Annotated in this window: 21 protein-coding genes; 10 read left to right on the top strand and 11 right to left on the bottom strand. The window is 39.2% G+C overall.

Annotation, left to right across the window (positions count from 1 at the left end; genetic code table 11):
* Window positions 1–101: 101 nt before the first annotated feature.
* From H1225_RS08680 to fliF, 6 genes are read right to left on the bottom strand one after another with little or no spacing between them, the layout of a single operon-like run.
* On the bottom strand, window positions 102–1,505 hold the full coding sequence (locus tag H1225_RS08680) for a flagellar hook-length control protein FliK (protein ID WP_006533150.1): 1,404 nt from the start codon (window positions 1,503–1,505) through the stop codon (window positions 102–104).
* Window positions 1,505–1,951: a flagellar export protein FliJ gene (fliJ, locus tag H1225_RS08675; RefSeq protein WP_006533149.1), complete on the bottom strand. Its 447-nt coding sequence runs from the start codon at window positions 1,949–1,951 to the stop codon at window positions 1,505–1,507. Before fliJ ends, H1225_RS08680 begins: the two co-directional genes overlap by 1 nt.
* Before the next feature lie 36 nt (window positions 1,952–1,987).
* Window positions 1,988–3,355: a flagellar protein export ATPase FliI gene (gene fliI, locus H1225_RS08670; protein ID WP_006533148.1), complete on the bottom strand. Its 1,368-nt coding sequence runs from the start codon at window positions 3,353–3,355 to the stop codon at window positions 1,988–1,990.
* Window positions 3,355–4,074, bottom strand: a complete 720-nt coding sequence (fliH, locus tag H1225_RS08665) for a flagellar assembly protein FliH (protein ID WP_072063099.1) — start codon at window positions 4,072–4,074, stop codon at window positions 3,355–3,357. The genes fliI and fliH overlap by 1 nt, the downstream gene beginning before the upstream one ends.
* Window positions 4,067–5,065 carry a flagellar motor switch protein FliG gene (gene fliG, locus H1225_RS08660; RefSeq protein WP_006533145.1) on the bottom strand — a complete coding sequence of 333 codons (999 nt, stop codon included), beginning with the start codon at window positions 5,063–5,065 and terminating at the stop codon, window positions 4,067–4,069. The genes fliH and fliG overlap by 8 nt, the downstream gene beginning before the upstream one ends.
* A complete protein-coding gene (gene fliF / locus H1225_RS08655) occupies window positions 5,062–6,789 on the bottom strand; it encodes a flagellar basal-body MS-ring/collar protein FliF (protein ID WP_109847292.1) in 1,728 nt (575 codons plus the stop codon). Before fliF ends, fliG begins: the two co-directional genes overlap by 4 nt.
* Before the next feature lie 276 nt (window positions 6,790–7,065).
* On the opposite strand from fliF, the gene fliE reads away from it, so the two are divergent.
* The 3 genes from fliE (at window position 7,066) to H1225_RS08640 (ending at window position 9,605) form a co-directional block, all read left to right on the top strand.
* Window positions 7,066–7,377 (top strand): flagellar hook-basal body complex protein FliE, encoded by a 312-nt coding sequence (gene fliE, locus H1225_RS08650; RefSeq protein WP_072063097.1) that lies wholly within the window; start codon window positions 7,066–7,068, stop codon window positions 7,375–7,377.
* 525 nt (window positions 7,378–7,902) lie between these two features.
* The gene (locus tag H1225_RS08645; protein ID WP_006533140.1) at window positions 7,903–8,118 is read left to right on the top strand and encodes a hypothetical protein; all 216 of its coding nucleotides are present in this window, start codon (window positions 7,903–7,905) and stop codon (window positions 8,116–8,118) included.
* A gap of 353 nt (window positions 8,119–8,471) precedes the next feature.
* The gene (locus H1225_RS08640; RefSeq protein WP_239739671.1) at window positions 8,472–9,605 is read left to right on the top strand and encodes a hypothetical protein; all 1,134 of its coding nucleotides are present in this window, start codon (window positions 8,472–8,474) and stop codon (window positions 9,603–9,605) included.
* Between the two features lie 213 nt (window positions 9,606–9,818).
* Here the strand turns inward: H1225_RS08640 and fliT are convergent, their stop codons facing one another.
* The 3 genes from fliT to fliD are packed head-to-tail and all read right to left on the bottom strand — an operon-like array spanning window position 9,819 to window position 12,018.
* Window positions 9,819–10,172 carry a flagellar protein FliT gene (gene fliT / locus H1225_RS08635; protein WP_006533138.1) on the bottom strand — a complete coding sequence of 118 codons (354 nt, stop codon included), beginning with the start codon at window positions 10,170–10,172 and terminating at the stop codon, window positions 9,819–9,821.
* A gap of 18 nt (window positions 10,173–10,190) precedes the next feature.
* Entirely contained in the window at window positions 10,191–10,589 is a 399-nt protein-coding gene (fliS, locus tag H1225_RS08630; RefSeq protein ID WP_023581844.1) for a flagellar export chaperone FliS, read from the bottom strand.
* 19 nt (window positions 10,590–10,608) lie between these two features.
* Entirely contained in the window at window positions 10,609–12,018 is a 1,410-nt protein-coding gene (gene fliD, locus H1225_RS08625; protein ID WP_109847294.1) for a flagellar filament capping protein FliD, read from the bottom strand.
* Between the two features lie 387 nt (window positions 12,019–12,405).
* Between fliD and H1225_RS08620 the strand changes: the two genes are divergently transcribed.
* From H1225_RS08620 to fliZ, 6 genes are all read left to right on the top strand, one after another.
* Window positions 12,406–13,515 carry a FliC/FljB family flagellin gene (locus H1225_RS08620; RefSeq protein WP_109847295.1) on the top strand — a complete coding sequence of 370 codons (1,110 nt, stop codon included), beginning with the start codon at window positions 12,406–12,408 and terminating at the stop codon, window positions 13,513–13,515.
* Between the two features lie 316 nt (window positions 13,516–13,831).
* Window positions 13,832–14,947, top strand: a complete 1,116-nt coding sequence (locus tag H1225_RS08615) for a FliC/FljB family flagellin (RefSeq protein WP_219515212.1) — start codon at window positions 13,832–13,834, stop codon at window positions 14,945–14,947.
* A 160-nt stretch (window positions 14,948–15,107) separates the two neighbouring features.
* Window positions 15,108–16,265 (top strand): FliC/FljB family flagellin, encoded by a 1,158-nt coding sequence (locus H1225_RS08610; RefSeq protein ID WP_219515214.1) that lies wholly within the window; start codon window positions 15,108–15,110, stop codon window positions 16,263–16,265.
* A 160-nt stretch (window positions 16,266–16,425) separates the two neighbouring features.
* Entirely contained in the window at window positions 16,426–17,532 is a 1,107-nt protein-coding gene (locus H1225_RS08605) for a FliC/FljB family flagellin (protein ID WP_219515216.1), read from the top strand.
* A gap of 441 nt (window positions 17,533–17,973) precedes the next feature.
* Window positions 17,974–18,696: an RNA polymerase sigma factor FliA gene (locus H1225_RS08600; RefSeq protein WP_036912728.1), complete on the top strand. Its 723-nt coding sequence runs from the start codon at window positions 17,974–17,976 to the stop codon at window positions 18,694–18,696.
* Window positions 18,697–18,754: 58 nt separating this feature from the next.
* Window positions 18,755–19,285 (top strand): flagella biosynthesis regulatory protein FliZ, encoded by a 531-nt coding sequence (gene fliZ / locus H1225_RS08595; protein WP_006533125.1) that lies wholly within the window; start codon window positions 18,755–18,757, stop codon window positions 19,283–19,285.
* Window positions 19,286–19,505: 220 nt separating this feature from the next.
* On the opposite strand, the gene putA is transcribed toward fliZ, so the two are convergent.
* Window positions 19,506–23,468, bottom strand: a complete 3,963-nt coding sequence (putA, locus tag H1225_RS08590) for a trifunctional transcriptional regulator/proline dehydrogenase/L-glutamate gamma-semialdehyde dehydrogenase (RefSeq protein WP_239739669.1) — start codon at window positions 23,466–23,468, stop codon at window positions 19,506–19,508.
* A gap of 470 nt (window positions 23,469–23,938) precedes the next feature.
* Here putA and putP point away from each other — a divergent pair, with 470 nt between their 5' ends.
* Entirely contained in the window at window positions 23,939–25,423 is a 1,485-nt protein-coding gene (gene putP, locus H1225_RS08585; protein WP_161670771.1) for a sodium/proline symporter PutP, read from the top strand.
* Window positions 25,424–25,511: 88 nt separating this feature from the next.
* Here putP and H1225_RS08580 read toward each other — a convergent pair whose 3' ends face one another.
* Complete coding sequence (locus tag H1225_RS08580) at window positions 25,512–26,348, bottom strand: hypothetical protein (RefSeq protein ID WP_157955966.1); 837 nt, start codon at window positions 26,346–26,348, stop codon at window positions 25,512–25,514.
* Between the last annotated feature and the right edge of the window lie 193 nt (window positions 26,349–26,541).

Below are 26,541 nucleotides of genomic sequence, written 5' to 3'. Positions count from 1 at the left end.
ATTATCCCGCTATTTCTGTTTTTTAATTGCAGAAACAGATAGGGAAAAAACCATTAACTCTTACGTTTATTGACATAGTGTGTCCTCCCAATACATTTGTATTAGGCGAAAATATCAACACCACCACGAGCAGATGCTAATTCTTGAGGCGTAAGCGTTATCTTTTGTAGTGCCGTTTCAGAGGCTAATTGCAGTGAATTACCCTCGCTTCCTTGATGATTATCGGCACCATCTCCACTAAATTGAGAGGAATCTGACATATTTTGTTGTTGCCAACTGTCATTAGTGTCGCTAGACACCTGACTCTGCGTGAGCTGGATCCCATTTTCAGAGAGCGCTTGACGCAATTGATGCATGGCATTTTCTAATACAGAACGAACTTGGCCGTTTTGTGAAGCTAGGTGTAGCTGTGCTTGCCCATCTTCTATTTTCATGCGGATATGTAATGAACCTAGCTCTTCAGGGTGTAAGCGTAGCTCTGCCTTTTGTAAGCCATTACGGCTAAACATCACAATTTGTTGATTGAGTTGCTGTTGCCACTCTTGTGTTCCCACTTGTGCATTGAGTACCTGTGTTGCCATCGGTGAAAATTGCATTTGTGGTTGTGTTGATGAGTGAGCATGGCCCGTAATGCCTTGTGAAGCCAAAGAAGAAGAGGTAGAAAGTGTACTGTGAAGATCGCTTTCTACAACGCGATTACTTGTTACTATTTGCTGAGCAACATTATCCGCTAATTTTGCATTTGTAACTTGCTTGTCGCTGTTTAGCAATGCATTCACTTTTTCGGCTGTTGGCGTTAAAAGTGTTGCGACGCTATCTCCTTTTTTCGCAGAAGGTTTTTCTGTCTGATTAGCACCGACAAGTGTACTTTCTGTTGCTAATGCTGTTGCTTCTGGTCGTAGCTGGGTTAACAAGGACTTTTCATCTGATTTTGATAGATTGAGCTTGTCGGCAAGGTTGAATTCCGACATATCGCTATCTTTTGAAAGAGTACGCGCTAACGAGGCTAAGCCTTCATCACCTTTAACTGATTGATGCTGTTGTAATGCTTGAGTCAGTTGTTCTGAAGGAAGGGTTAGGCGTTTTAATCCCGGTAATCCTGCTAATTGAACCGGCAGTTCGGCAGCAAGCTCTTCTGCTGACATTAATAAAGAAGGATTTTTATTTTCAACAATAGCCGCAAATTGTTCATTATCTGGCAAAGTAAGAGCCAATTGAGATTTCTCAAGAGATGAATCTTCTATCACACTAGGTTCTGTAGTGGCAGACGCAAGATGACTACCGTCTTCTTTTGTTTTGTCTTCATCAGAGTGTGAATGCGCCTTATTTTCTTTTGTTGAATGATTTGTGATATTGGCTGTTTTTTTATCACTCTGCGCATTTTGAGGTTGAGAGCCCAAAAGCTGAGCAAATGTCGGGGCATTATCACCGGGTTGACTATTTGAAGCAGATGTCGTTCCCGGAGAGGCTGCAGCGACATCCATGGTCAGAAGCGTTATCTCCATCAAGTTGTTCTCCGTAAAGTACTACGCTGTGCGTACTCATCCATTTGTTTCTGTTCAATACGATCAAGATGTCGCTTACGGCTATCTTCAGCGCGTTGCTCCAAAGTCTCAAATGCATTGAGTCGTTGCTGTTTTTCTCTCCATTGTTCAGTTGCAAGATCGAGTTGCGCCTGCCAATGTTGAAGTTGCTGTTTATGTTGTTCGATAGTCAATTCGAGCGTTTTGAGAAATTGTTGGTAGTTTTGCCACGATGCTGACGACATCCCCCCTAAATTTAACGTTTCATTTAGACGTACACGGTATTCATCCTGATACCCAATCAACATATTGAGTTGTTGTTCCATTTGTTGATGACTCTGCCGGACCTGAGCCAGTTGAATAGCGGCTTGTTCAGCCGCTGTCTGTGCCAGTTCTCTCAGTGTCACTAAAGGTGACTGCTCCCGCATTGGAACCCTCTTTACTTTCTCTGATTATGTTCAGAATTAGTTTATTGTGATCAGTTGATTAAGTTGCTCACATGCACTTTGATAACTGCATTGCTCTTGGATATCTTGTTGTAAGAACTTCGCGAGAGATGGATAAAGAGCAATGGCTTTATCAAGCATAGGATCACTACCCGCCGCATAAGCACCTACGTTAATTAAATCGCGGTTACGTTGATAATTAGATAAAAGCTGTTTAAACATTTGTACGCGACGATAATGTGTTTTATCAATCAGTGACGTCATTGCACGGCTAATAGAAGCTTCGATATCGATAGCAGGGTAGTGCCCGGATTCTGCAAGAGAACGCGAAAGCACAATGTGGCCATCTAAAATCGCACGTGCAGAATCTGCAATAGGATCTTGCTGGTCATCACCTTCTGTTAAAACAGTATAGAAAGCCGTGATAGAACCGCCACCATCAACGCCATTTCCTGCACGTTCGACCAGTGCGGGCAATTTAGCAAAGACAGAAGGTGGATAACCTTTGGTTGCAGGTGGCTCACCAACAGCAAGAGCAATTTCACGTTGTGCCATACTGTAACGGGTGAGTGAGTCCATAATTAACAGGACATGTTTACCTCTATCGCGAAAATCTTCAGCAATACGTGTGGCATAAGAAGCCCCTTGCATACGAAGCAGTGGTGATACGTCTGCGGGGGCGGCAACAACAACAGAACGAGCTAAGCCTTCAGTACCAAGGATATTCTCGATAAAGTCTTTAACTTCACGACCACGTTCACCGATTAAGCCAACAACAATGACATCCGCTTGAGTAAAACGTGCCATCATGCCTAATAGCACACTTTTACCTACACCAGAGCCAGCGAACAGCCCCATACGCTGACCACGACCTACGGTCAACAGTGAATTGATTGCACGCACGCCCACATCCAGTACATCAGTAATAGGGGTACGTTGTAGTGGGTTGATCGGTGGCGTAATGAGTGGGGCACGATAACCTGTATCCGGTGGTGGTAAACCATCTAAAGGGTAACCAGAACCATCTAAAACACGTCCTAATAACGCATCACCTAGTGGTAATTGGCGACCTTCATTTTCACCACCGGGTGTGGCTTGTGCATAAACACGAGCACCTGGTGTTAATCCCTCCACTTCTTGTAAAGGCATTAACAACATCTGGCTACCATTAAACCCAACCACTTCGCTTTCGACTTCTTCAACCGTTTTACCGATAGTACGTTCTATTAAACATGTAGAGCCAAGAGGCATAACAAGCCCCTTAGCTTCCATGACTAAACCTGTAGCTCTGGTTAAACGACCATATTGACGTACACGCGGAATTTTATTTAAACGCGCTTCTGCTTCACTGAGTTTTTCTAACCAACGCCCCAATCTTGCTGTCATTACAACGCCTCCGGTGCAGCAAGACGGCAAAGCTCATGCCAACGAGTTGCAATCGTGGCATCAAGATCGCCATCATTTGTTACAACACGGCATCCACCCACATGAATACTGTTATCGGCAACCACTTTCCAACCATGAGCAGAAAGGGAATCACCCAGTTCTTTTTCAATTTGTGGAATATGTTTTGGATTCACTCGTAACTGTGGATTGCTTGAGAACATTTGTTCTTGTTGCAACATTAAGGTTATTTGTGCAAGCAATGCAGAACCATCACAAACCGCAGGCTGACCGAGAACTTCTTTTGCCGCAGTGAGGGCGATTTGCATTAAACGCGAAGCAATAACACTGTCTAACCCATTTAAAGAGTGCCTAAATTCAGCTAACAACCCTTGCCACTCATTAATTAATGGTGATTGTTGAGCAATGCCTTGGCGAATACCTTCTTCAATACCTGATTGTAATCCAGCCTGATAGCCTTCCTGATAACCCTGGTTTTTCCCTGCCTCAAAGCCTTCAGCGTGGCCCAATTTCTGAGCCTTTTCTTTCATGTCATCAAGCATATTAATTTGCTCAAGAACTTTCTGTTGCTGAACGACTTCTTTTTCCTGTTTTTCGACTTCCTTTTCGTCTTCTGCCGTTTCCTCGACAGTTAATGCCCAATCAGTGAGTTCTTTGGGAACCCAAGGCTTCCAGTTAGTATCAGTATGTTTATCAGACATAGGTATCGTCTCCTCCATGAAGAACAACCTCTCCAGTCTCTGCTAATTTGCGTACCACAAGCAGAATTGCTTTCTGCTCTGCTTCCACTTGAGACATACGAACAGGGCCGCGAGAATTCAAATCATCACGCATGATTTCAGCAGCACGTTGCGACATATTGTTGAGGAAGTGATCGCGCAGCTCTTGATCGCATCCTTTCAATGCCACAACCAAGGAGTCGGATTCCACTTCCTGCAGAATGCGCTGGATAGAACGGTTGTCGATATCGATAAGGTTTTCGAACAGGAACATTTCGTCGATAATTTTTTGTGCCAATTCGCCGTCGTAATCGCGAACCGCAGTAATGACATTCTCTTCTTGCTGACTCTTCATCAAGTTGATGATTTCAGCAGCAGTACGAACACCACCCATTTTACTGCGTTTGAGGTTTTGACCATCAAGCAGGTTATTCAGTACTTCAGTTAACTCTGCTAATGCTGACGGTTGAACACCACCAAATGTTGCGATACGTAACATCACGTCATTACGTAATTTCTCATCAAACAGGGCAAGAATATCTGCTGCTTGGCCCCGTTTGAGGTGAACCAAGATGGTTGCGATAATCTGCGGATGTTCGTCGCGGATAATATCGGCAGCCATTTGTGGCTCCATAAAGTTAAGTGTCTCGATACCCGTTGTTGTTTCGCGAGTTTCTGAGATCTCATCTAATAGATTATTTGCACGTTCTTCACCCAAGGCTTTAACAAGAACTGAGCGTAAATAATCGTTCGCATTCACATTCAACGCTGCATATTGAACAGCGTCTTCTTCAAAGCTTGCCATAACATCAATCAATTGCTGATTTGAGATATGGCGCATTGATGACATTGCAATACTCAGCTGTTGAACTTCACGTGTACTTAGATGTTTAAATACTTCCGCCGCCCGGTCTTCACCGAGTGTTAGTAACATAACGGCGCTTTTTTCGGTTCCAGTTAAGTTATTACTCATTGCTCTTTACTCATCCATTCACGAATTACCATTGCAACGACACGAGGATCTTTCTCTGCCATTTCACGGATACGTTGGCTTTGCAATTCGGCACTGACACGTTTACGTGCTTGTTTACGTCTTGCTTCGTCATCTAATTCTGCTTCATCTACATCATCTTTAACTTGTAGCTTGGTTTTCAGCACGGCTTTCTGTGCAGCAGCTTCAGCTTCACGGCGTTTTTCAATCTGTGGTTTCACCAGTTTGCGCCATAAGATCCATGCGATGATGATAAGTAATAACCAGCGACCTAAATCTAATGCTTTCGCAAGAATTTCAGGATTTTCCCATACAGGAACCGTGATCACTTTCTCTTCAATATCGTTGAACTGTGAGTTTACGACACTTAAAGAGTCACCACGTTCTTGGGAATAGCCCATCGCTTCACGAACAAGTCCTTCAATTTGCTGGATTTGCTCATCAGTTAGCGGAACAAGTTTAGTTTCAACAACAGGCTCTTCGCCTTCAGCAGCTTCTTTCTTATTTTCAACTGTTTTGTAGTTCACAATAACAGCAACAGAAAGACGTTCGACATTACCGACAGGGCGTTTGATATGGCGAATTCGGCGATCAACTTCATAGTTGGTTGTTTCATCTAAACGGCTATTGCTGTTTGGATTGCGCGTTAATGAGCGATTAGTACCCGTTGCATTGGTACCCTCTGTTTTTTCACCTTCTTGTACCTTTGGCGTTTCAATCGGCGCTTGTGGTGGAGCAACAGGTTGATTAGATAATGCACCGGGGACACCGCCCGCTAACATGCCACCATTTTGCTCACTTTGGCTCAATTGTTTTGAACGCACGGCGGCTTGATTTGGTGGCTGATTTGGTTTGTACTCTTCCGCTGTTTCTTCTGTATGAGAGAAGTCAACTTGAGCTGTCACCTGTGCATGAACGTTTCCACGACCCACAATTGGACCTAATAACGTTTCAATACGTTGCTGATAACGGCTTTCTAGCTCTTGAACATATTTCAGTTGGATAGAGTTAAGATCACGACCTAATGCATCTGGTTGTGTCAATAATTTGCCACTTTGGTCAACGATAGTCACACTGCTGTCAGGCATACCTGCAACACTGCTCGCAACGATATGCACGATGGCATTAATTTGACCTTCATCCAGCGCTCTACCCTGTAAAAGACCCACCGTAACGGATGCAGAAGGGGATTTCTGTTCACGAACAAAAAGAGATGGTTTTGGCAGTGCTAAATGAACACGAGCATTTTGTACAGGACCTAATGTCTCGATAGTGCGAGCAAGCTCACCTTCAAGTGCACGTTGATAGTTAATCTGTTCACTAAATTGGCTGATCCCGAACTTTTCTTTATCTAACAGTTCAAAACCGGCAGCACCGCCTTTAGGAAGTCCCGCTTGCGCGAGTTTCAGGCGTAATTCATGAACCTGATTGTCAGGCACCATGATCGCTGAGCCATTTTGTGACAAGCGATAAGGTACGTTCATTTGTGTTAACTGTGTGACAATTTCGCCACCGTCTTTATCGCTAAGATTACTATAAAGCACTTTATAATCAGGGCTTTGTAACCATAAAAATGCAGCAACAAAAATGGCAATCGCCGCCGAGCCCGCAATAATGAGCGGAATTTTCGGATCGGCTTTTATCCGGTTAATAATGGCGTTAAAACCCTTTTTCTGGTTCACAACGTCGGTTTTTTCGGCATTCATAGACAATCCTTGCCTTGTAGTTCGGGATGAATACTAAAAGCGTGGCGTAACAAAACAGACTCCCCTTACGCAAATAAATAAACCTACTCTCAGGTGTCTCATTATTGGCCTTTTGCGTTTCATTTAATGGCGTAATTAGCCCTTAACTTTTGCGTTAATTACTCGCTTTGGAATGAAGCCCCTGTGTTAGGGTATAACTCGGTAAGCGTGTTGGTTCACTTCCTTACTATGACATTGATTCAGTAATTGAATTAGATGATTAACGCAGAGGTTTATATGTCAATTCCAGCTATTGAAAGTGTTCTGGATAAAATGCAAATCCAGACTTTGCAAGCATCCAATATTGCAAAACCCCAGCCAGTACAAGCAGGGTTTGCTACTCAGCTTGTTCAAGCTGTGGGTAAAATTAATGAAACCCGAGTGAATGCAACTAACAAAGTGCAAGCGTTTACCTTAGGTACACCTGGAGTCGAGTTAAACGATGTGATGGTAGATATGCAAAAATCCAGTATCTCATTACAAATGGGCATACAAGTGCGTAATAAGCTTGTCGCTGCTTATCAAGAAATCATGAGCATGCAGGTGTAGTGCCTCATCATTTGTTAATGATTGCTTTTCTTTTGTATAGCAATAAAGACGTACCTAATCAAAACAGAATGGGGCATATGGTTCAATATCATTAAATAGATGATATAAGCTTTTGAATGTGATTAAACGTTCGAATATTTATACTATTGTTTGCTATTTATGATGATGAGCGCCCCGATTTGTACAGAGAAAATAGACACATCATTTTATTGATGTGTGCTTTTTCACATCTATATCAAAGCAACTCGCTATTTTATCCCTTCTTATATTTCAAAAAAGATCAAAATCAAATGGTTAAATAAGTTACTTAATTTATTACTCTATGGTAAACCTTGATAATTATTCTGAATAAATTAGATCACTTTGAAAAAACAGTAAAAATAAAAAATGAGTGCAATCAGAAATGAAAGAGTACGCTTAAATTTCTTACGATGAAGTTCATCTTTTTATAAAACGATTTTATTAAACTAAAAATTATTGATTATTATCACATTAAAGCGGGTCATAAACGGCTATGGTAATTACATGATTAATAACGTAAACGGTGATGATATGGAATATTGGTTTATTGCGTATAAAGTGCGTTCCAGAAATGGTGATACCTACGCCGGACATAAAATTGTAGAAACAGAAAGTGGGATCACACCCCATATTGCGTTAGATAAAGCATGTCAGGAAGTTGCTGAAGGAGCACAAGCTGATATTCCTGCGGTGAGAGTTGTGGCTTTTAATCGTTTATAAAAATTCTATCAACCTAATAGAAATCCTACATTCATTTAATGTGGGATTTTTTTATTTTAAATTTAAAACTTGGTTATTTAATGCACTTTTTTATGAACTGATTAACTAATAGAATTAATAAAAAAGTAAGGTATCCACTTATAAAATTTAATTACATTGATCTGATAGAGTTTTTTCATTTCTTTTACCTAAATAAAGTTCCATTATGTGATCTCAGCTTTACTAATTTATTTTTACTCATTGAATAAAAAAATGCTTATGGTTAATGTGCTGGTGGGCTAAGGAATAGCTCAATACAAGGAAATAAAAATCATTATTTTGATTTTTAGTTATTAATAAAAGGAAATTTAATTATGACAGTATTAACCGTTTATTTATGTGGCACTGGCTCAAACTCATTTGATAATAATAATCCGACCTTCTGGCAAGGTGAATTAGTCTCCACTTTAGCGCAAAACAACCAAGGACGAGAATTTGCACAGTGGTTTATTGTTGATGGTCCAGGTAGTGGTAATCTGCAAGAAGATGATTTATGGGTTGAAAGCCCTAATTACTCTGATATTAAAGGCTCGTTATTTGGCAGTGGTTGGGAAGAAAATGTTAATCACGCACTTTGTTTAATGAAAGGTCACTTTGATTGGCAACGTGAAAAATTAACAGAACAGCAGTATAACCAACTGAAAAAAGCGGGCATACCTATTGAAGATGTCAAAGTCACAGGCTCTTTTTTATGGCGTAAATATGACTATGGCGATCGCCATGTCACTCAACAGCAACTCCAACAGCAAATTATTCGTATCTTCCGTAAAGATGGCATTATTCCAACGCAAGTTAACTTAGTGGGGTGGAGTCGTGGAGGAATTACTTGCCATATGCTAGCAAATACGATGTTGGCAGATCCTCAATTAAAAGATATCCCCGTGAATATTTTTGCTATTGATCCCGTTCCAGGTCCACTGAATTTTCAACCTGAAAAAGTGTCACTGGGTAAAAACGTCAAAGAATATGTCGGATTTTATGCAAGAGATGAGCGCTCTAAAGGATTTACTTGCGTGATCCCAACTGTTGTTGCTGATACTAAAATGCATATTTTCCCTATTTCAGGGCGCCATGCCACATTAGTGGGCAATGCGTCTATTGATGGTAGTGAAGGTGAAAATGCATTATATGCACCGGGTATAGTGGTTCGCCATTTTGCCGAAGTCTGTTTAACCCGCTGGGGTTGTGATTTAGCTAATAAATTGGCCTTAACGGATACACAAATTACGGATTATCACACCGATATTGCTAATGATGCAGATAAATATATAGCCATGCGCCGTAAAACCTATTCTATCCATGAAAGCACAGGTAAAGATGAACGTAAGGTTTCACTAGGTAAAGAGGGTAAAGCATTCTCTGAGATCTTTGGCGTACAATATAATCCATCAGCAGGTTTAACTGCAGATTATTTATCTAATCTGCAACTTTATGATGTGATTAAATAAGATTTTATTGATCACACAATAATGTATTAATGTATCGCTCACTGTTTAGTGGGCGATTTTTACTCTAATAAAACATAAAAAAAGGAAAGGGGGTAAGTTGATAAATGAAAAAAAAGAACGTTACCGATAACAAGTTAAGCTGAATAACAAGCGATAGTTTTTCTAAGTAAAGACGCCATTAGCTAATAAAACCGCTTTTGGCGCAGAGGAGAGTTATTTAAGATTGAGATCAGGATAATAACTATGTTCTGTAAACTGACCATAGCTATTCTGTACCCTCTGCTCTTGTTCAGTCTGTCTTATTAATATGCCAAGCTCATCTAGACGAGCCCGTAATAAATTTCGCGTCTCGTTTTCGTTCTCTAAGATTTTCTTTAGCATATCCGTGAGTCGTTGTTGTAGTCTCAGCTCACCGTCAGCAGGTTTTACCATCTTAGTGATTTTTTCTACGCTTTTTAAATAATCCATTTCCATTTCTATCAGCTTGTCCCATTGCTGATCTTTGGCAAGCGTTAACATTTGCTCACTTGATTTTAAAACATGCTCGTAAGCCGCCATAATATCCATATTGTTGTCCACTCTAATTTAATAAGAATTAATCTGTGTGCCAATTTGTTGCCAAGCATCAGAAATTTCAGTTAAGAGCTTGATGACTTCATGAATTTTTTCTGGGTTATTTTTTAAGTTAGCATCGAGTAGCTGATTAACCATATAGTCATAAAGGAGCTCCAGATTTTCTGCAAGCTCACCACCTTTTTCTTTATCCAGACCTTGTTTTAATCCGTTACCAATAATATTAATGGCTTTAGAGATATTTTCGCCTTTACCGGCGATATTTCCTTGTTCCATTAATATTAATGCACGGCGAAGGGCGCTTAGCGCCCCATTAAATAGGATCTGGATCAGCTGGTAAGGCGTGGCATTTAAAATCTCGCTTTCAACGTCGATTTGAGCATACATTTTACTGGCTGATTGTTGATACATATTATCCTACTTTTAAAAATTACATTAATAGACGGCCGATTGAGGCACTGGAGTTAGTCATGGAGTTGACCATTTTATCTAACTGTTGGAACTGGTTTTTATAACGTTCCATCGTCGCCGCAATATTACGTTCGGTGTTTTTAATTTGGCTATCTAATGTTTTTTTGCGTTTTTTCACGCCATCAGTGGCAATGTCTAAAGTACCATCATTAGATTGCAGGGTTTTCTTTAGGTAATTATAGGTTTGAGTACCAAAGCCTGTTTCTTTACCGTCACCCATAAAAAACTCTTTCACGTTGGCAGGTTTCTCTTTTAACGCTTCATCGAGTTTTTTGCTATCAATATCTAAAGAACCATCAACCTTAAATTTAATACCCATTTTATTCAGGGTATCTAACTCTGAAGTGCTTTGCGAGCTTGTAACAAAGCTTTTTAGCTCCGACATAATCATACGGCTGGTGCTATCACCGAGTAATACACCATTATCTTTAGATGCCGCTTCACCTTTTTCTACTTGCGTATATTTAGTGAGTGATTTGTAGGTGCTGTTTAACTCGTTATAAGCGTCTGTCCAAGCCTTAATGGCTTTTTTCATCGGCTCAATATCACGAGCAACATTAATAATTTCAGGCTTATCAATATTATCTTTATTACTGTCAGTCGTTTTCTTTAAATTTAAAACAATCCCTTCAGGGGCATCTTTTATCTCATTGGTTTGGCGTTCAATTTTAATTCCGTTAATCGTTAAATCTGCATTTTTTGCTTCAACGATTTCTTTCATTCCTTTTGCAGAAGAAGTTGTTAAAAACTCATTAAGTTTATTATCACCTTCAACAGTGATTTCCATTTTAGAGTCTGTGCCTTCTTTACGAGAAGTTAGGACTAAATAGTTTTCACCATCTTTAGCCTTAACAATCGTGGCGGAGACGTTACCTTCTTTTTTATTGATTGCATCACGCAGTTCGAGAATAGATGTTTGTTTATCTTCTAATTCAATACGTAATGGCTCTTTTTCACCTTTTTGGGTAATCACTAAGGTGCGTTTATTACCTTCACCCAAGGTTTCACCTAAAGTTTCTTTCACATCAGAGACTTTAGTTGATTGTAATGTTTGAGCTTGTGCTAACTGGGTAACAGAAACAGTGTAGTTACCCACGCTGGCTTTACCATCGGTAGTGACTTTAAAAGCATCAAACTCATCATCGACTTTTGTAGCAACAATTTTATCGAATTTTTTTAAATCTTCAGACGCTTTTTGTAATTTATCAAGCTGTCCGCGTATTTTACCGTAAGCGGTAATTTTCGCCTCGTAGCTTTTCATCTGTTTATCTAGGGGTTCAAGGCGTTTATTTTCCGACGCCTCTAATTGTGCCAATGTTTGGCTAAGAGGCATCCCTGAGCCCACGCCTAGTGAAGCAATACCAGCCATACCGGTCTCCTTTCTGTGTTCGTAAAATAATCCTCAAAAAGCGTTATCGGTAGAATCGGCGAAAAGTTTACGTCTATTTGGTATTTTTGATGACGTAAACAGGCTGCCATATAGAAGCCATTTATTGCCATTGGTGACCAAAGTCGAATTTAGAAGGGTAGAAAAAGGATTGAGACAAAAATTGATAAAAAATAAATAAAAAAATAATAAATTAATTTCTTTGTTTATCATTGACTTGATGTTGATTCTATAAAAAAACACAGAAATATTTGTAGGAAAAGTTAAAGGTTGTATGTGGGGTGCCGATAAACTTGTTGCCGGTGATTAACACCGAAAATGAATAGGCAAACTTTTATTTTATCGACTTGATTTTAAAGGAATCTAGCTATGGCACAAGTCATTAATACCAACTATCTATCTCTGGTAACTCAAAACAACCTGAACAAATCTCAGGGAGCTTTAGGAAGTGCAATCGAGCGTCTGTCTTCTGGTCTGCGTATCAACAGCGCTAAAGACGATGCAGCAGGTCAAGCGATTGCTAACCGTTTCACTTCAAACGTAAATGGTTTAACTCAAGCTTCACGTAATGCGAACGATGGTATCTCTATCGCTCAAACTACTGAAGGTGCACTGAACGAAATTAACAACAACTTACAACGTATCCGTGAGTTAACCGTTCAAGCTAAAAATGGTACTAACTCTAACTCAGACATCACTTCAATCCAGGAAGAAGTTAAAGAGCGTCTTGGTGAAATCAACCGTATTTCTGAACAAACTCAGTTTAACGGCGTTAAAGTACTGAGCGGCGAAAAAGCTGAAATGACTATTCAGGTTGGTACTAACGATAACGAAACTATCAAATTTAACTTAGATAAAGTTGATAACGATACGTTAGGTGTTTCAAGTGACAAACTGTTTACTGAAACTAAAGTTACAAAAGGTGAAATTAAAGCTGGTGGTGCTGTTACAGCCGATACTTTAGCTACTGGCTCTGCTTTTGGCGATGGTACTGGTAACACTGTTAAATCTGCTCTTGCATATAATGTAGATGGTACTGCAGATGCAGATAAAGTTATCATTACTAACGACGCTGACGAGAAATTTGTTGTTAACAAAGCTGATTTAGAAAAAGATGGTGCTGGCAAATTAGCACTGAAAGCTGGTGCTTCGAAAACAGCATTTGTTGAAGCTGATGCTAAAGAAATTAAAACTTTAGACGTTAAAGATGACGCTTTAGCAACTTTAGACAAAGCTATCAACACAATTGATGAAAGCCGTTCTAAATTAGGTGCGATTCAAAACCGTTTCGAATCTACTATCAACAACCTGAACAACACTGTTAACAACTTATCTGCTTCACGTAGCCGTATCTTAGATGCTGACTATGCAACAGAAGTGTCTAACATGAGCCGTGGTCAAATTCTGCAACAAGCGGGTACTTCTGTACTTGCTCAAGCAAACCAAGTACCACAAACTGTTCTGTCTCTGTTACGTTAATTCGTACACTGACACAAAAGATACCTTTCTATATTCAAAAGGTCCTCGTAAGAGGGCCTTTTTTTTGTCGTTTTATTTTATATTTAACCCTACTCTTTTTTAGTTTTATTTTTTCTCTCAATTTCTTTTACTTTTTTCTGCAATTAATTACTTCTTATAAATTAACTGACTGGCTTTTTTTGCTATTTTTACGACGCCAAAAATCGTAAATCCCGTAAATTTGATGACGATAGTGTTTAGGCAACGTTATTACAGCGACGTAATAACAACCCTATTCATTTAAAAGTATTTTAAAATCAAGTCGAAGGAATATTGTATGGCACAAGTCATTAATACCAATTATCTGTCACTGGTCACTCAAAATAATTTGAATCGTTCACAAAGTGCATTAGGTAATGCAATTCAACGTTTATCTTCTGGCTTACGCATTAATAGCGCCAAGGATGACGCAGCGGGTCAAGCGATTGCAAACCGCTTTACGGCTAATGTAAAAGGTTTAACTCAAGCTGCACGTAATGCGAATGATGGTATTTCGATTGCGCAAACTACAGAAGGGGCCTTGAATGAGATTAATAATAACCTGCAACGTATTCGTGAATTAACCGTCCAAGCAAAAAATGGTTCTAATTCAGATTCCGATATTAAATCTATTCAGGAAGAAGTGAATCAACGTACCGCAGAAATTAACCGTATTTCAGCGCAGACTCAATTTAATGGCGTAAAAGTGTTAAGTGAAGACAGTACATTAAATTTACAAGTGGGTGCGCATGATAAAGAACAAATCAGTGTTGATCTGAAAAAAACCGATGCGACTACATTGGGTGTTGATAAATTGGATTTATCAGCAAAAAGCAAGCTCGGTTCTAAAGCGACTGAAGTTGAAGTCACTTTAACTGGTACTTCTCCAACAAAAGAGATGCAAAAACTCGATACAACGGATTTGGATGCAAAAATTACCAGTAATGATTGGAAAAGTTACGATATTTCTTATGGTCTAGATGCTAATGGTAAAGAGGATAAATCTACGCTGGTTGTTCACTCTGTGGATAAAAATGGTAAGGATGACTATTTTAGTCTCGATCCAATCACCAATGCTACAGCTGGTGCAGCAGTCAAAGTGGCCGCAACAGGTACGGCGATGACCCTCGATCCGGCTGTGGAAAATCCATTATCAACACTAGATAAAGCATTATCTCAAGTTGATAGCCTACGCAGTGCCATGGGTGCTGTGCAAAACCGTTTAGATTCTACCATTGCTAACTTAGGCAACACGGTTAATAATCTGACCGCATCACGTAGCCGTATAGAAGACGCTGATTATGCAACAGAAGTGTCTAATATGAGTAAAGGTCAAATACTGCAACAAGCGGGTACTTCTGTATTAGCGCAAGCAAACCAAATGCCTCAAAACGTATTATCACTTTTAAGATAATAACGGCGTTATTCGCTTTTATATTTCGGATTAATTTATTTTTAAATGTAAAGTCAATATTTATTGGGTGACTTGGTATTTAGGAATTTAATTAAAAAGAAATAAAAAGGAAAATATTCAATTAATTAATGTTGCTGAAATGAGCAAACAGGAAAATATTATGGCACAAGTTATTAATACCAATTACTTGTCACTGGTCACTCAAAATAATTTAAATCGTTCACAAAGTGCATTAGGTAATGCCATTCAACGTTTATCTTCTGGTTTACGCATTAATAGCGCCAAGGATGACGCAGCGGGTCAAGCGATTGCAAACCGTTTTACTTCTAATGTTAAAGGCTTAACTCAAGCTGCACGTAATGCGAATGATGGTATTTCGATTGCGCAAACCACAGAAGGGGCCTTGAATGAGATTAATAATAACCTGCAACGTATTCGTGAATTAACCGTCCAAGCAAAAAATGGTTCTAATTCAGATTCTGATATTAAATCTATTCAGGAAGAAGTGAATCAACGTACTGCGGAAATTAACCGTATTTCAGAACAGACTCAATTTAATGGCGTAAAAGTGTTAAGTGAAGACAGTACATTAAATTTACAAGTGGGTGCGCATGATAAAGAACAAATCAGTGTTGATCTGAAAAAAATGGATGCCACTACATTGGGTATTGATAAATTGGATCTTTCTGCAAAGCCGGAACAATTACATGGTAGCTCAACGAGTGTAGTTACGGTATCTAATGGAGATACTCCTCCTAAACTTAAAGATATTGATATCGATACTGCGTCGTTAAAAAAAAGTTTAGCTACAGGTGAGTCTTTAGAAGGCGTCTATTATGCACTAGATGCAAATGGTAAAGAAGATAAAACTAAACTGGCACTAGAAGTGAAAGATGCTTCAGGTAAAATCAAAACGTTTAAAGCAACTTTAGATATATCAAAAGCTGTTGATCCCGCAAAAAAAGTCTTTCTTCCTGGTGGTAAAGTGGATTTAAAGAAAGGTGCAGAAATTACACCTACCACTACAACTACAGCAACAATTAACAATGCACCATTAAAAGGACTAGATGATGCACTTGCTCAGGTCGATAGCTTACGCAGTGCCATGGGTGCTGTGCAAAACCGTTTGGATTCTACCATTGCTAACTTAGGCAACACGGTTAATAATCTGACCGCATCACGTAGCCGTATAGAAGACGCTGATTATGCAACAGAAGTGTCAAATATGAGTAAAGGTCAAATACTGCAACAAGCAGGCACTTCTGTGCTTGCGCAAGCAAACCAAATGCCTCAAAACGTATTATCACTTTTAAGATAATAACGGCGTTATTCGCTTTTATATTTCGGATTAATTTATTTTTAAATGTAAAGTCAATATTTATTGGGTGACTTGGTATTTAGGAATTTAATTAAAAAGAAATAAAAAGAAATATATTCAATTAATTAATTTTGCTGAAATGAGCAAACAGGAAAATATTATGGCACAAGTTATTAATACCAATTACTTATCATTGGTCACTCAAAATAATTTAAATCGTTCACAAAGTGCATTAGGTAATGCCATTCAACGTTTATCTTCTGGTTTACGCATTAATAGCGCCAAGGATGACGCAGCGGGTCAAGCGATTGCAAACCGCTTTACTTCTAATGTTAAAGGTTTAACTCAAGCTGCACGTAATGCGAACGATGGTATTTCGATTGCGCAAACTACAGAAGGGGCCTTGAATGAGATTAATAATAACCTGCAACGTATTCGTGAATTAACCGTCCAAGCAAAAAATGGTTCTAATTCAGATTCTGATATTAAATCTATTCAGGAAGAAGTGAATCAACGTACTGCGGAAATTAACCGTATTTCAGCGCAGACTCAATTTAATGGCGTAAAAGTGTTAAGTGAAGATAGCACATTAAATTTACAAGTGGGGGCGCATGATAAAGAACAAATCAGTGTTGATCTGAAAAAAATGGATGCGACTACATTGGGTATTGATAAATTGGATTTATCAGCAAAAAGCAAACTCGGTTCTAAAGCAATAGAAGCAGAAGTGACTGTTAGTTCTAAACAAGAAATACAACAGTTAGATACTCAAGCGCTAGATGACAAAGTTACAAAAGGCACAATTAAAAGCTATAATATCTATTATGCAAAAGGTGCCGATGGTAAAGACGATAAATCAAAACTTATCGTACAAACTGTTGATGCAAAAGGTGTTGAAGGTTACTTTGATGCAACTGTAACTCCTGGTGCTGCAGGTGCTAAAGCAACAGTGAATGTTACTACAACAGCGGTAGCAGGTTTAGATATCGTTAATGAACAACCATTATCAACACTAGATAAAGCATTATCTCAAGTTGATAGCCTACGCAGTGCCATGGGTGCCGTGCAAAACCGATTAGATTCTACCATTGCTAACTTAGGCAACACGGTTAATAATCTGACCGCATCACGTAGCCGTATAGAAGATGCCGATTATGCGACAGAAGTTTCTAATATGAGTAAAGGTCAAATCCTGCAACAAGCAGGCACCTCTGTGCTTGCGCAAGCAAACCAAATGCCTCAAAACGTATTATCACTGCTTCGTTAATTTCAATCTTAAATAACCCTCAAATGACACCCATTACATTATTTTGTAGTGGGTGTTTTATCATCAAAACAATCGTTTTTTTAATTAATCATTTATGAGTATTTCAACTTGCTAATTAGAAGCTAAAATCTCACAAAATAAAATACTATGATTTATATGTTATTTTTTTATGAACAGAATGCAGATTCAATGCATCGATTTCTTTTAATGAGCTAAATTATCAATTTAATTAACGGTTTTTCTAAGGATTAGTCGCTCCTCTTGTAAGGTAAAGTAGTTCTCGTAATGCAATGACAAATTAATTATCAATGAAAACCCGATTTTTGCTGAAAATTTGGCATAGGTGAAAAAGAGGCGCTTTTGCTTCACTGTTCAGCCGATTGCTAAATTTATTTCGCCAGATAATGGTTTCCGGTCTTTTATCCAAAGGTGTCTTTTGTTGTGAGTGATTTGTATACCGCCGAAGGCGTGATGGACAAAAATAGCCTCTGGGAGCGATATGTCCCGTTGGTTCGCCATGAAGCATTACGATTACAGGTCAAGTTACCTGCGAGTGTTGAATTGGATGATCTTTTGCAAGCGGGTGGGATTGGGTTATTAAACGCCGTTGAGCGTTATGACTCAATGCAAGGTGCTGCCTTTACCACTTATGCTGTTCAACGTATCCGTGGCTCAATGTTAGATGAGCTACGTAGTCGAGATTGGGCGCCACGCAGTGTGCGTCGTAATGCAAGAGAAGTTACTCATTCTATTCATCAATTAGAGCAGGATCTAGGACGACCACCATTAGAACAGGAAGTTGCTGATCATTTGCAGATTGAGTTAGCAGAATACCGGCAGATCCTATTGGATACGAATAACAGCCAATTGTTCTCTTATGACGAATGGCATGAAATTTACGGTGAAAGCTGTGAACCGTCTCAAGACGAAGATCATGATGACAATCCATTACAGATGTTGTTAGAAAGTGATATTCGCCAAAGAGTCATAGACGCGATAGAATTGCTTCCCGAAAGGGAAAAAATGGTTCTTACTCTGTATTATCAGGAAGAACTTAATTTGAAAGAAATAGGCGCAGTGCTTAATGTCGGGGAATCCCGCGTGAGCCAGCTACACAGCCAAGCCATAAAAAGGTTGCGAGCACGCTTAAACCCAGAGAAATAGAAGTTTTGCTTATTTTTGTTTTTGTTTATTAAGACTACAACACAGGGCTTTATCTCTTATGTCTGTTTCAACACAAAAGAAACGGCCGCTAAGCCGTTACATTAAAGACTATAAACACAGCCAGACTCATTGTCTACATTGCCACAAGGCGTTGGATCGGATCTCTCTCGTATTCAATCGCCAAGTTATCAATAAAGAAGCCATTTCTGAAATGACGGATTTAATTGATGATGAAACGTGGGAAACGTTACAAGAGAAATTCTCTGCGCTATGCCGTTTTTGTAGTGAGATTTACTGTAATAGTGAAACTGACTACTTTGACATTATGTCTTTTAAGCAGTATTTGTTTGAACAAACGGAGATGAGCCACAGTACTGTTCGTGAGTATGTGGTTCGTTTACGTCGGCTCGATGAATTACTGACTTCAACTAATTTTCCTCGTCAAGAATTTACGACAGAGAAAATTCAGTCAGACCTGAGTAAAAAGCTCACTCCCTCTGCATTTAGTAACTACAATATTGCGCTACGTAAGTACGAGCAATATCTCGATTGGTGTCAAGAACCACCATCGATGAATAGCAGTCACTAATTGCGCTCAAGAGAGACCTTAAAAGGAGTAGCCTAGCCTACTCCTTTCTTTGTTGTTTATAATCTAATCATACTTTATTTACCTTTCTGTTGTTCTTCCAAAAAAATAACACTTTTGACTATCTCTTTAGAAATAATAGAGTAACAAAAGAAAAAACCACCTCTAAGAAAACAAACTTTAAAGGTGGTCTCAAAGACAAGGAGAGAAAGAGAAGGGGGAATTAACTAATCGTCATTAAGCTTGCATTGCCTCCTGCTGCTGCTGTATTAATACTTAAGGCTCTTTCATGTAATAAACGTTCTAACAAGAGACCCGTCTCACCACGAGAAAACCCTTGAACAGAAATTATTGCCCCTTTACGTTGAGCAATTTTCTGGCAAGTTTCACGTAATTGATCGCCATCACCATGGTAAATCACAGCATTTATTTTCAGTGACTCATCATGCCAGTTTTCCGTCAATGTAATGGCTTTTCTGACAATATCAGGCAATTCACGATATGTTTTTTGTGAGAATAGGCTATTAACGACAACGGCATGACAACCAGAAGCAAGAACAGCTGCAATTTGAGTGAATACATCTTGCTCATTATCGGAAATACACAACACATGACCGCAAGGAACTAATTGATAGGTGTTACGCTCACCAGTAGGACCCGGTAATACACGTAATGTGCCTGCTTGGGATGCAAGGGCATATTTTTCTAAGGCTTCATAGTGTGATTTATCTGTTTTGTTTGATAACCATTCCACATACTTATGGTAAGTTTGTAAATTACGCATAGAAGTATCAAGCGGGAATGTTTCATCTTGACGCGCTAGTGTTTGCGTTGCTGCATTTTCAGGGCGTTTGGATAATAAGCGGTACAGATAAACAGGGCCACCAGCTTTCGGGCCTGTACCGGATAATCCTTCACCACCAAAGGGTTGAACACCGACAACCGCACCGACCATATTACGGTTTACGTATAAATTCCCCACTTTGGCATGTGAGGCAACATAAGCAATTGTTTCATCAATACGCGTATGAACGCCCATTGTTAAGCCATAGCCTGTCGCATTAATCTCTTCTAGCAAAGCAGGTAAATCTTGACTTGCATAACGCACAACATGTAATACAGGGCCAAAGATTTCTTTCTTCAATGAACTGACTTTATCTAACTCAATTAAAGTCGGTTGAACAAAGGTACTGTTATTTTCAATGTGTTTTGGCAGGTTATTGTGTGAAGCTTGATAAATATCGTAGCCTGTTGTGCGCATAGATTGAATATGTTTCTCTATGGCTGATTTTGCTTCTTTATCGATAACAGGACCAATATCGGTGGATAGCAAACTTGGATCACCAATTGTAGCTTGCGCCATCGCACCTTTAAGCATCTCGATAGTATGATCGGCCACTTCTTCTTGAATACATAACAGACGTAAAGCTGAGCAACGTTGCCCCGCGCTATCGTAAGCAGATGCCATAACATCAGTCACCACTTGTTCTGTTAATGCAGATGAATCCACAATCATGGCATTTAAGCCACCCGTTTCTGCAATTAAAGGCACCGGGTGACCTTCGCTATCTAATCGACCCGCTAAGGTTTTTTGTAAAATATGTGCAACATCTGTCGAGCCTGTAAACATCACGCCACGAACACGCTCATTAGCCACTAAACGAGCACCAATGGTTTCACCTTGCCCTGGTAGCAGTTGTAGAGCAAAAGAAGGAACTCCTGCTTGATGGAAAAGCTCAACGGCTTTTGATGCAATTAAAGGTGTCTGCTCTGCGGGTTTTGCAAGAACCGTATTACCAGCGGCTAAAGCTGCGGCAATTTGTCCACTGAATATGGCTAATGGGAAATTCCACGGGCTGATACAAACCACAGGCCCTAAAGGTCGATGTGTATTGTTATCAAAATCCTGAGTCACTTGTGCTGCATAGTAATAAAGAAAATCAATGGCTTCACGAACTTCCGCAATGGCATTGCTGTAAGTTTTACCCGCTTCACGCACTAATATTCCCATAAGTGGCCCCATTTGCTGTTCCATTAATTCCGCTGTACGGATCAAGAACGAGGCTCTTTCTGCTGGGGGTGTTGCAAACCAGATCTCGCCTTTTTCTTGAGCAATGGTTAAAGCAAAATCTGCCTCTGCTTCGGTCGCTTCTCTTACTGTACCTACAATATCCGTATGATTGGCTGGGTTTAATACAGATTGAGGTTCTGGTGTTTTTTCTGAAGAGTTAAACGTATCACCTAATAAAGGTTCGCAATGTATATTTTCAGTTGCTGATGTTAATAAAGCACTAGAAAGCGATGCCAAGCGATGTTCGTTTGACATATCAATACCGGGTGAGTTTTTACGCTCATCACCATACAGTTGATTAGGAAGCGGAATTTTAGGATGTGAAAGTCCAACTTGGCCTTCGACTTGAGCCATTCTATTCACTTCTTTAACTGGATCAGCCACTAATTCATCAAGAGAAATTGTGGTATCTGCAATTCGGTTTACAAAGGAGGTATTGGCACCATTTTCAAGTAGGCGACGGACTAAATAGGCAAGTAATGTTTCATGTGTTCCTACAGGTGCATAAATACGACAAGGACGACCTAATTTATCGTCTGCTATTTTTCCTACAACTTGTGCATAAAGTGGCTCTCCCATACCGTGTAAACACTGGAATTCATATTGTCCGGGGTAATAGTTTTGACCCGCTAAATGATAAATTGCTGATAGTGTGTGCGCATTATGCGTGGCGAATTGTGGGTAAATAAAATTAGGTGATGCGAGTAGTTTTTTTGCACAAGCAAGATAAGAGACATCGGTATACACTTTGCGAGTATAGACAGGATAGTCTTCAAGACCATCAATTTGAGCGCGTTTGACCTCGCTATCCCAATAGGCGCCTTTCACTAAACGGATCATTAAGCGACGACGACTACGGCGTGCCAAATCAATGACATAATCAATAACTAATGGACAACGTTTTTGGTAAGCTTGAATAACAAAACCAATTCCATTCCAGCCAGCTAATTCAGGTTCAAAGCAGAGTTTTTCAAGTAAGTCGAGTGAAATTTCTAGTCTATCCGCTTCTTCTGCATCAATATTAATCCCGATATCGTATTGCTTTGCTTGTAATGTTAATGAGAGTAGGCGAGGGTAAAGCTCTGACATCACTCGCTCATATTGAGCACGGCTATAACGAGGATGTAATGCTGAAAGCTTGATAGATATTCCAGGGCCTTCATAAATACCTCTGCCATTAGATGCTTTACCAATTGCGTGGATGGCTTGCTGATAAGAAACTAAATAATCTTGCGCGTCTTTTTCTGTTAATGCTGCTTCTCCTAACATGTCATAAGAGTAGCTAAAGCCTTTTTCTTCAAGTTTGCGTGCATTTGCAAGTGCTTGAGAAATAGTTTCACCTGTCACAAATTGCTCACCCATTAAACGCATGGCCATATCAACGCCTTTGCGCACTAATGGCTCACCACTTTTGGTCAAGATGCGATTTAAAGAGTTAGAGAGTTTTTCTTCATTATGAGTAGAAACTAATTTACCCGTGAATAATAAGCCCCATGTCGCTGCATTCACAAACATCGATTGACTTTGTCCTAAGTGTGAGCGCCAATTACCATGACTAATTTTGTCACGAATAAGGGCATCACGCGTGGCTTTATCTGGAATACGTAATAAAGCTTCAGCTAAACACATTAGGGCAACACCTTCTTGTGAAGAAAGTGAAAATTCCTGTAATAGACCTTGAACCAACCCGGAGCGTCCAACACCATTTTTCTGGTTACGTAGTTTTTCGGCAATGGAATAGGCTAATTTGTGTGTTGCTTGAGCCTCATTTTCAGGTAATGTCGCTTGCTGCAATAGCATAGGTACAGCTTGTGTTTCAGGTGTGCGATATGCAGAAGTAATTGCTGAGCGTAAAACAGACTGCGGGTGAATATGTTCAGCAAACTCTAAAAAGGGCTGATAATGAGCGGTTGGTATTTCAGTGCTTTCATCAAGATCTTGCTCTGCAAATACGGAGTGACCAATATTAATCTGATCATTTTCAACTTGTTCTAGATAATTGAAAATAGCCTGTTTAATTAACCAATGTGATGTTCTATCTAATTTCTGCGCAGCTTTTTTTAATCTATTGCGGGTTTCTTCGTCAAGTCTAACACCCATTGTTGTGCTACTCATGCAGTGCTCCTCATATTCTATTTCTAATTCACAAGTACAGTTACCCGTTATTTTTATTAATATCATTCATGTTGCAACTTTGTGCAACATTGTTAACAATTTATTTATAAATAATGTGAAAGTAGTCAGGTTTTGTACATAATTAAAAATAGTTTAATTTGTCCATTTCTATATATTTGCATATAAATCAATAAATTATATTTATTTTATTGATGTTTGTATTTATAATGAACCCTCGAATTAAGACAAATAGTGTGAGGTCATAAACAAAATTTAAACATTTAAACGTTAATTTCTTGTTAAATGCAGTTAACCTATTCTAGGATTGATGTGAATGCTTTATCTGTTGCTGTAAGAAATTATTTTAATTAAAAACTGAAAAGATCATTAATGCGCAACGAAGTGCAACGTTCCTGTACAAGTCAAAAGCATACCGATGATCGGAAACAGATTTATGGAGAACTGCAATTATGGCTCTAACTTCGCCAATGCTAATTACATTTACGATCTATATCTTGGGTATGCTTTTTATTGGCTACCTTGCTTATCGTTCAACAAAAAACTTTGATGATTATATTCTTGGCGGTCGGCGATTGGGCAGTGTAGTCACTGCGCTGTCAGCGGGTGCTTCAGATATGAGTGGTTGGTTATTAATGGGATTACCTGGCGTAGTATTTTTCGCTGGTATTTCAGAAAGTTGGATAGCTATTGGCCTCTGTTTAGGAGCATGGCTAAACTGGCGTTTAGTTGCGGGGCGTTTGCGTTTGCAAACTGAAAAAAACAATAATGCATTGACGTTACCCGATTATTTGACATCACGTTTTGATGATAAAAGTAAAATGCTACGTATTATTTCAGCGTTAGTTATTCTTACCTTCTTTACTATCTATTGTGCTTCAGGCGTGGTTGCTGGTGGAATGCTGTTTGAATCTACGTTCCATATCCCTTACCACGAAGCTATGATTTATGGTGCGATTGCAACTATCGCATATACCTTTTTAGGTGGCTTTCTTGCAGTAAGTTGGACAGATACAGTCCAAGCAACGTTAATGATTTTTGCTCTGATCCTGACACCTATTATTGTAATTTTCTCAGTCGGCGGCATTGATACTTCTATTGCCATTATTAAAGCAAAAGATCCGTCTTATCTTGATATGTTCAAAGGTCTTGATTTTATTGCCATTATCTCTTTATTGGCGTGGGGATTAGGTTACTTTGGGCAACCTCATATCTTAGCGCGTTTTATGGCAGCAGATTCAAATCAAACAATTCGTAAAGCACGTCGTATCGGTATGACGTGGATGATCCTCTGTTTGGGCGGCACGGTTGCGGTTGGATTCTTTGGTATTGCTTACTTTGAAATGAATCCAGCACAAGCGGGTGCTGTAACAGCTAAAAATGAACGTATTTTTATGGAGCTGGCTTCGCTGCTCTTTAATCCATGGATTGCTGGTATTCTTTTGTCTGCAATTCTAGCAGCGGTCATGAGTACATTAAGCTGTCAATTATTAGTCTGCGCAAGTGCATTAACTGAAGATTTATACAAACCATTTATTCGTAAAAGAGCGAGCCAAAAAGAGCTAGTTTGGGTAGGGCGTGGCATGGTGTTATTAGTTGCGATCATCGCAATTTTCTTAGCGCGTGACCCAAACAATAAGGTGCTTGATTTAGTGAGTAATGCGTGGGCAGGTTTTGGTGCTGCTTTTGGTCCTGTGATCCTCATTTCTGTAATGTGGAAACGTATGACTCGTAATGGTGCATTTGCCGGAATGTTGATAGGGGCTTTAACTGTGTTAGTGTGGATGCAATATAAATGGTTTGGGTTATATGAAATTATTCCCGGCTTTATCTTTGCTTCTATTGCTATCGTTGTCATTAGTTTAATGGGGAAAGCACCAAGCAAAGAGAATCAACAACGCTTTGAAGAAGCTGAGACTCAATATCGTAATACATAATAAAATTAGATAAATCAAAGGCTACCTTATTTAATGAGGTGGCCTTTATTGTTTATTTAAATTAGATACAAAAGATATAATGTAAACATTATTCGTAATAAATAAACTCGTTATGAAGCATGGCTTTACTGAAATTAATGACTTTATCATTAAATGTAATCGTACTTTCAAGTTCCTCTTTTGAACAGTTAGCAAATTTGTCCCATTCAAGGCAGGTGGTGATAAAGGCTTTATCCTCTCCATTAATGCCTTTGATATAGTTTGATTGAGTAACAACTTTTCCGTCGAGATCATACTGGTATTCTACATTTATTTTGCCGTCCTCTATTACAGATTGTAGTTTTCCTTGAGGGCTATAGATGTACTCTGTTGTGATAGGCTTAGTTGTAGGATCAGACGATTCGCTTGTTTCTTTAATAATGCGTCCATCTTTATAGTCGAATTGGCTAGTGACTGTATCTAATAAAGTGCCATCATTTCCGTAATATTGGATTACTCTTTTGTTAAACCGGTTCTGTTTATCTTGATGATAGGTTTCTTGCATGTAGATAGAGTGTGAGCCATAGGCATTCTTTATCTGAAATTGATATCGGATAACAGAAGGGTTATTAGGCAATGTTCTTATTAAATTAGTTTCTACATTGCCTTCAAAGTACTCTTGCATTGATGTGCTATTTTTCAATAACTTTCCACATTCATCAAAGTGGATTTCACCTTTTAGTGCTTTAAAACGTCCGTCATGGGGTATCGTGCTGGTCATCGTGACGGATTTAACTGGGCCGTTATAAGAGCTGAGCAATATAATGTCACTATTGGCAATATTGGTTTGCTTTTCAGTATTTGTACATTGAGCAGAAGCAGCGATTGCTGGCGATGAGGAAATCGCATAAAGGGAAAGAGGGATAAGGAGTCGTTGTAATTTCATAAGATCGTCCATGTATATATTCGTCATATTTCAAGCCACAGCATTGTCGCCTAGCTATAACTTGGATTATTTAGAGTATTTGTTTGCATATCTTCAAGTTGTTGCAAATTATTTAGAGTATAAGTAGTGCATAAAATATAAGTCTAGTATAAGTAATTGGTTTGCCAAATAGTATAGATAAAATCCTATATAA

The sequence above is a fragment of the Proteus penneri genome, assembly GCF_022369495.1.
Classification (GTDB): domain Bacteria; phylum Pseudomonadota; class Gammaproteobacteria; order Enterobacterales; family Enterobacteriaceae; genus Proteus; species Proteus penneri.
The sequence above is the reverse complement of the archived record's forward strand: the minus strand, read 5'-3'. Positions and strand labels throughout refer to the sequence as shown.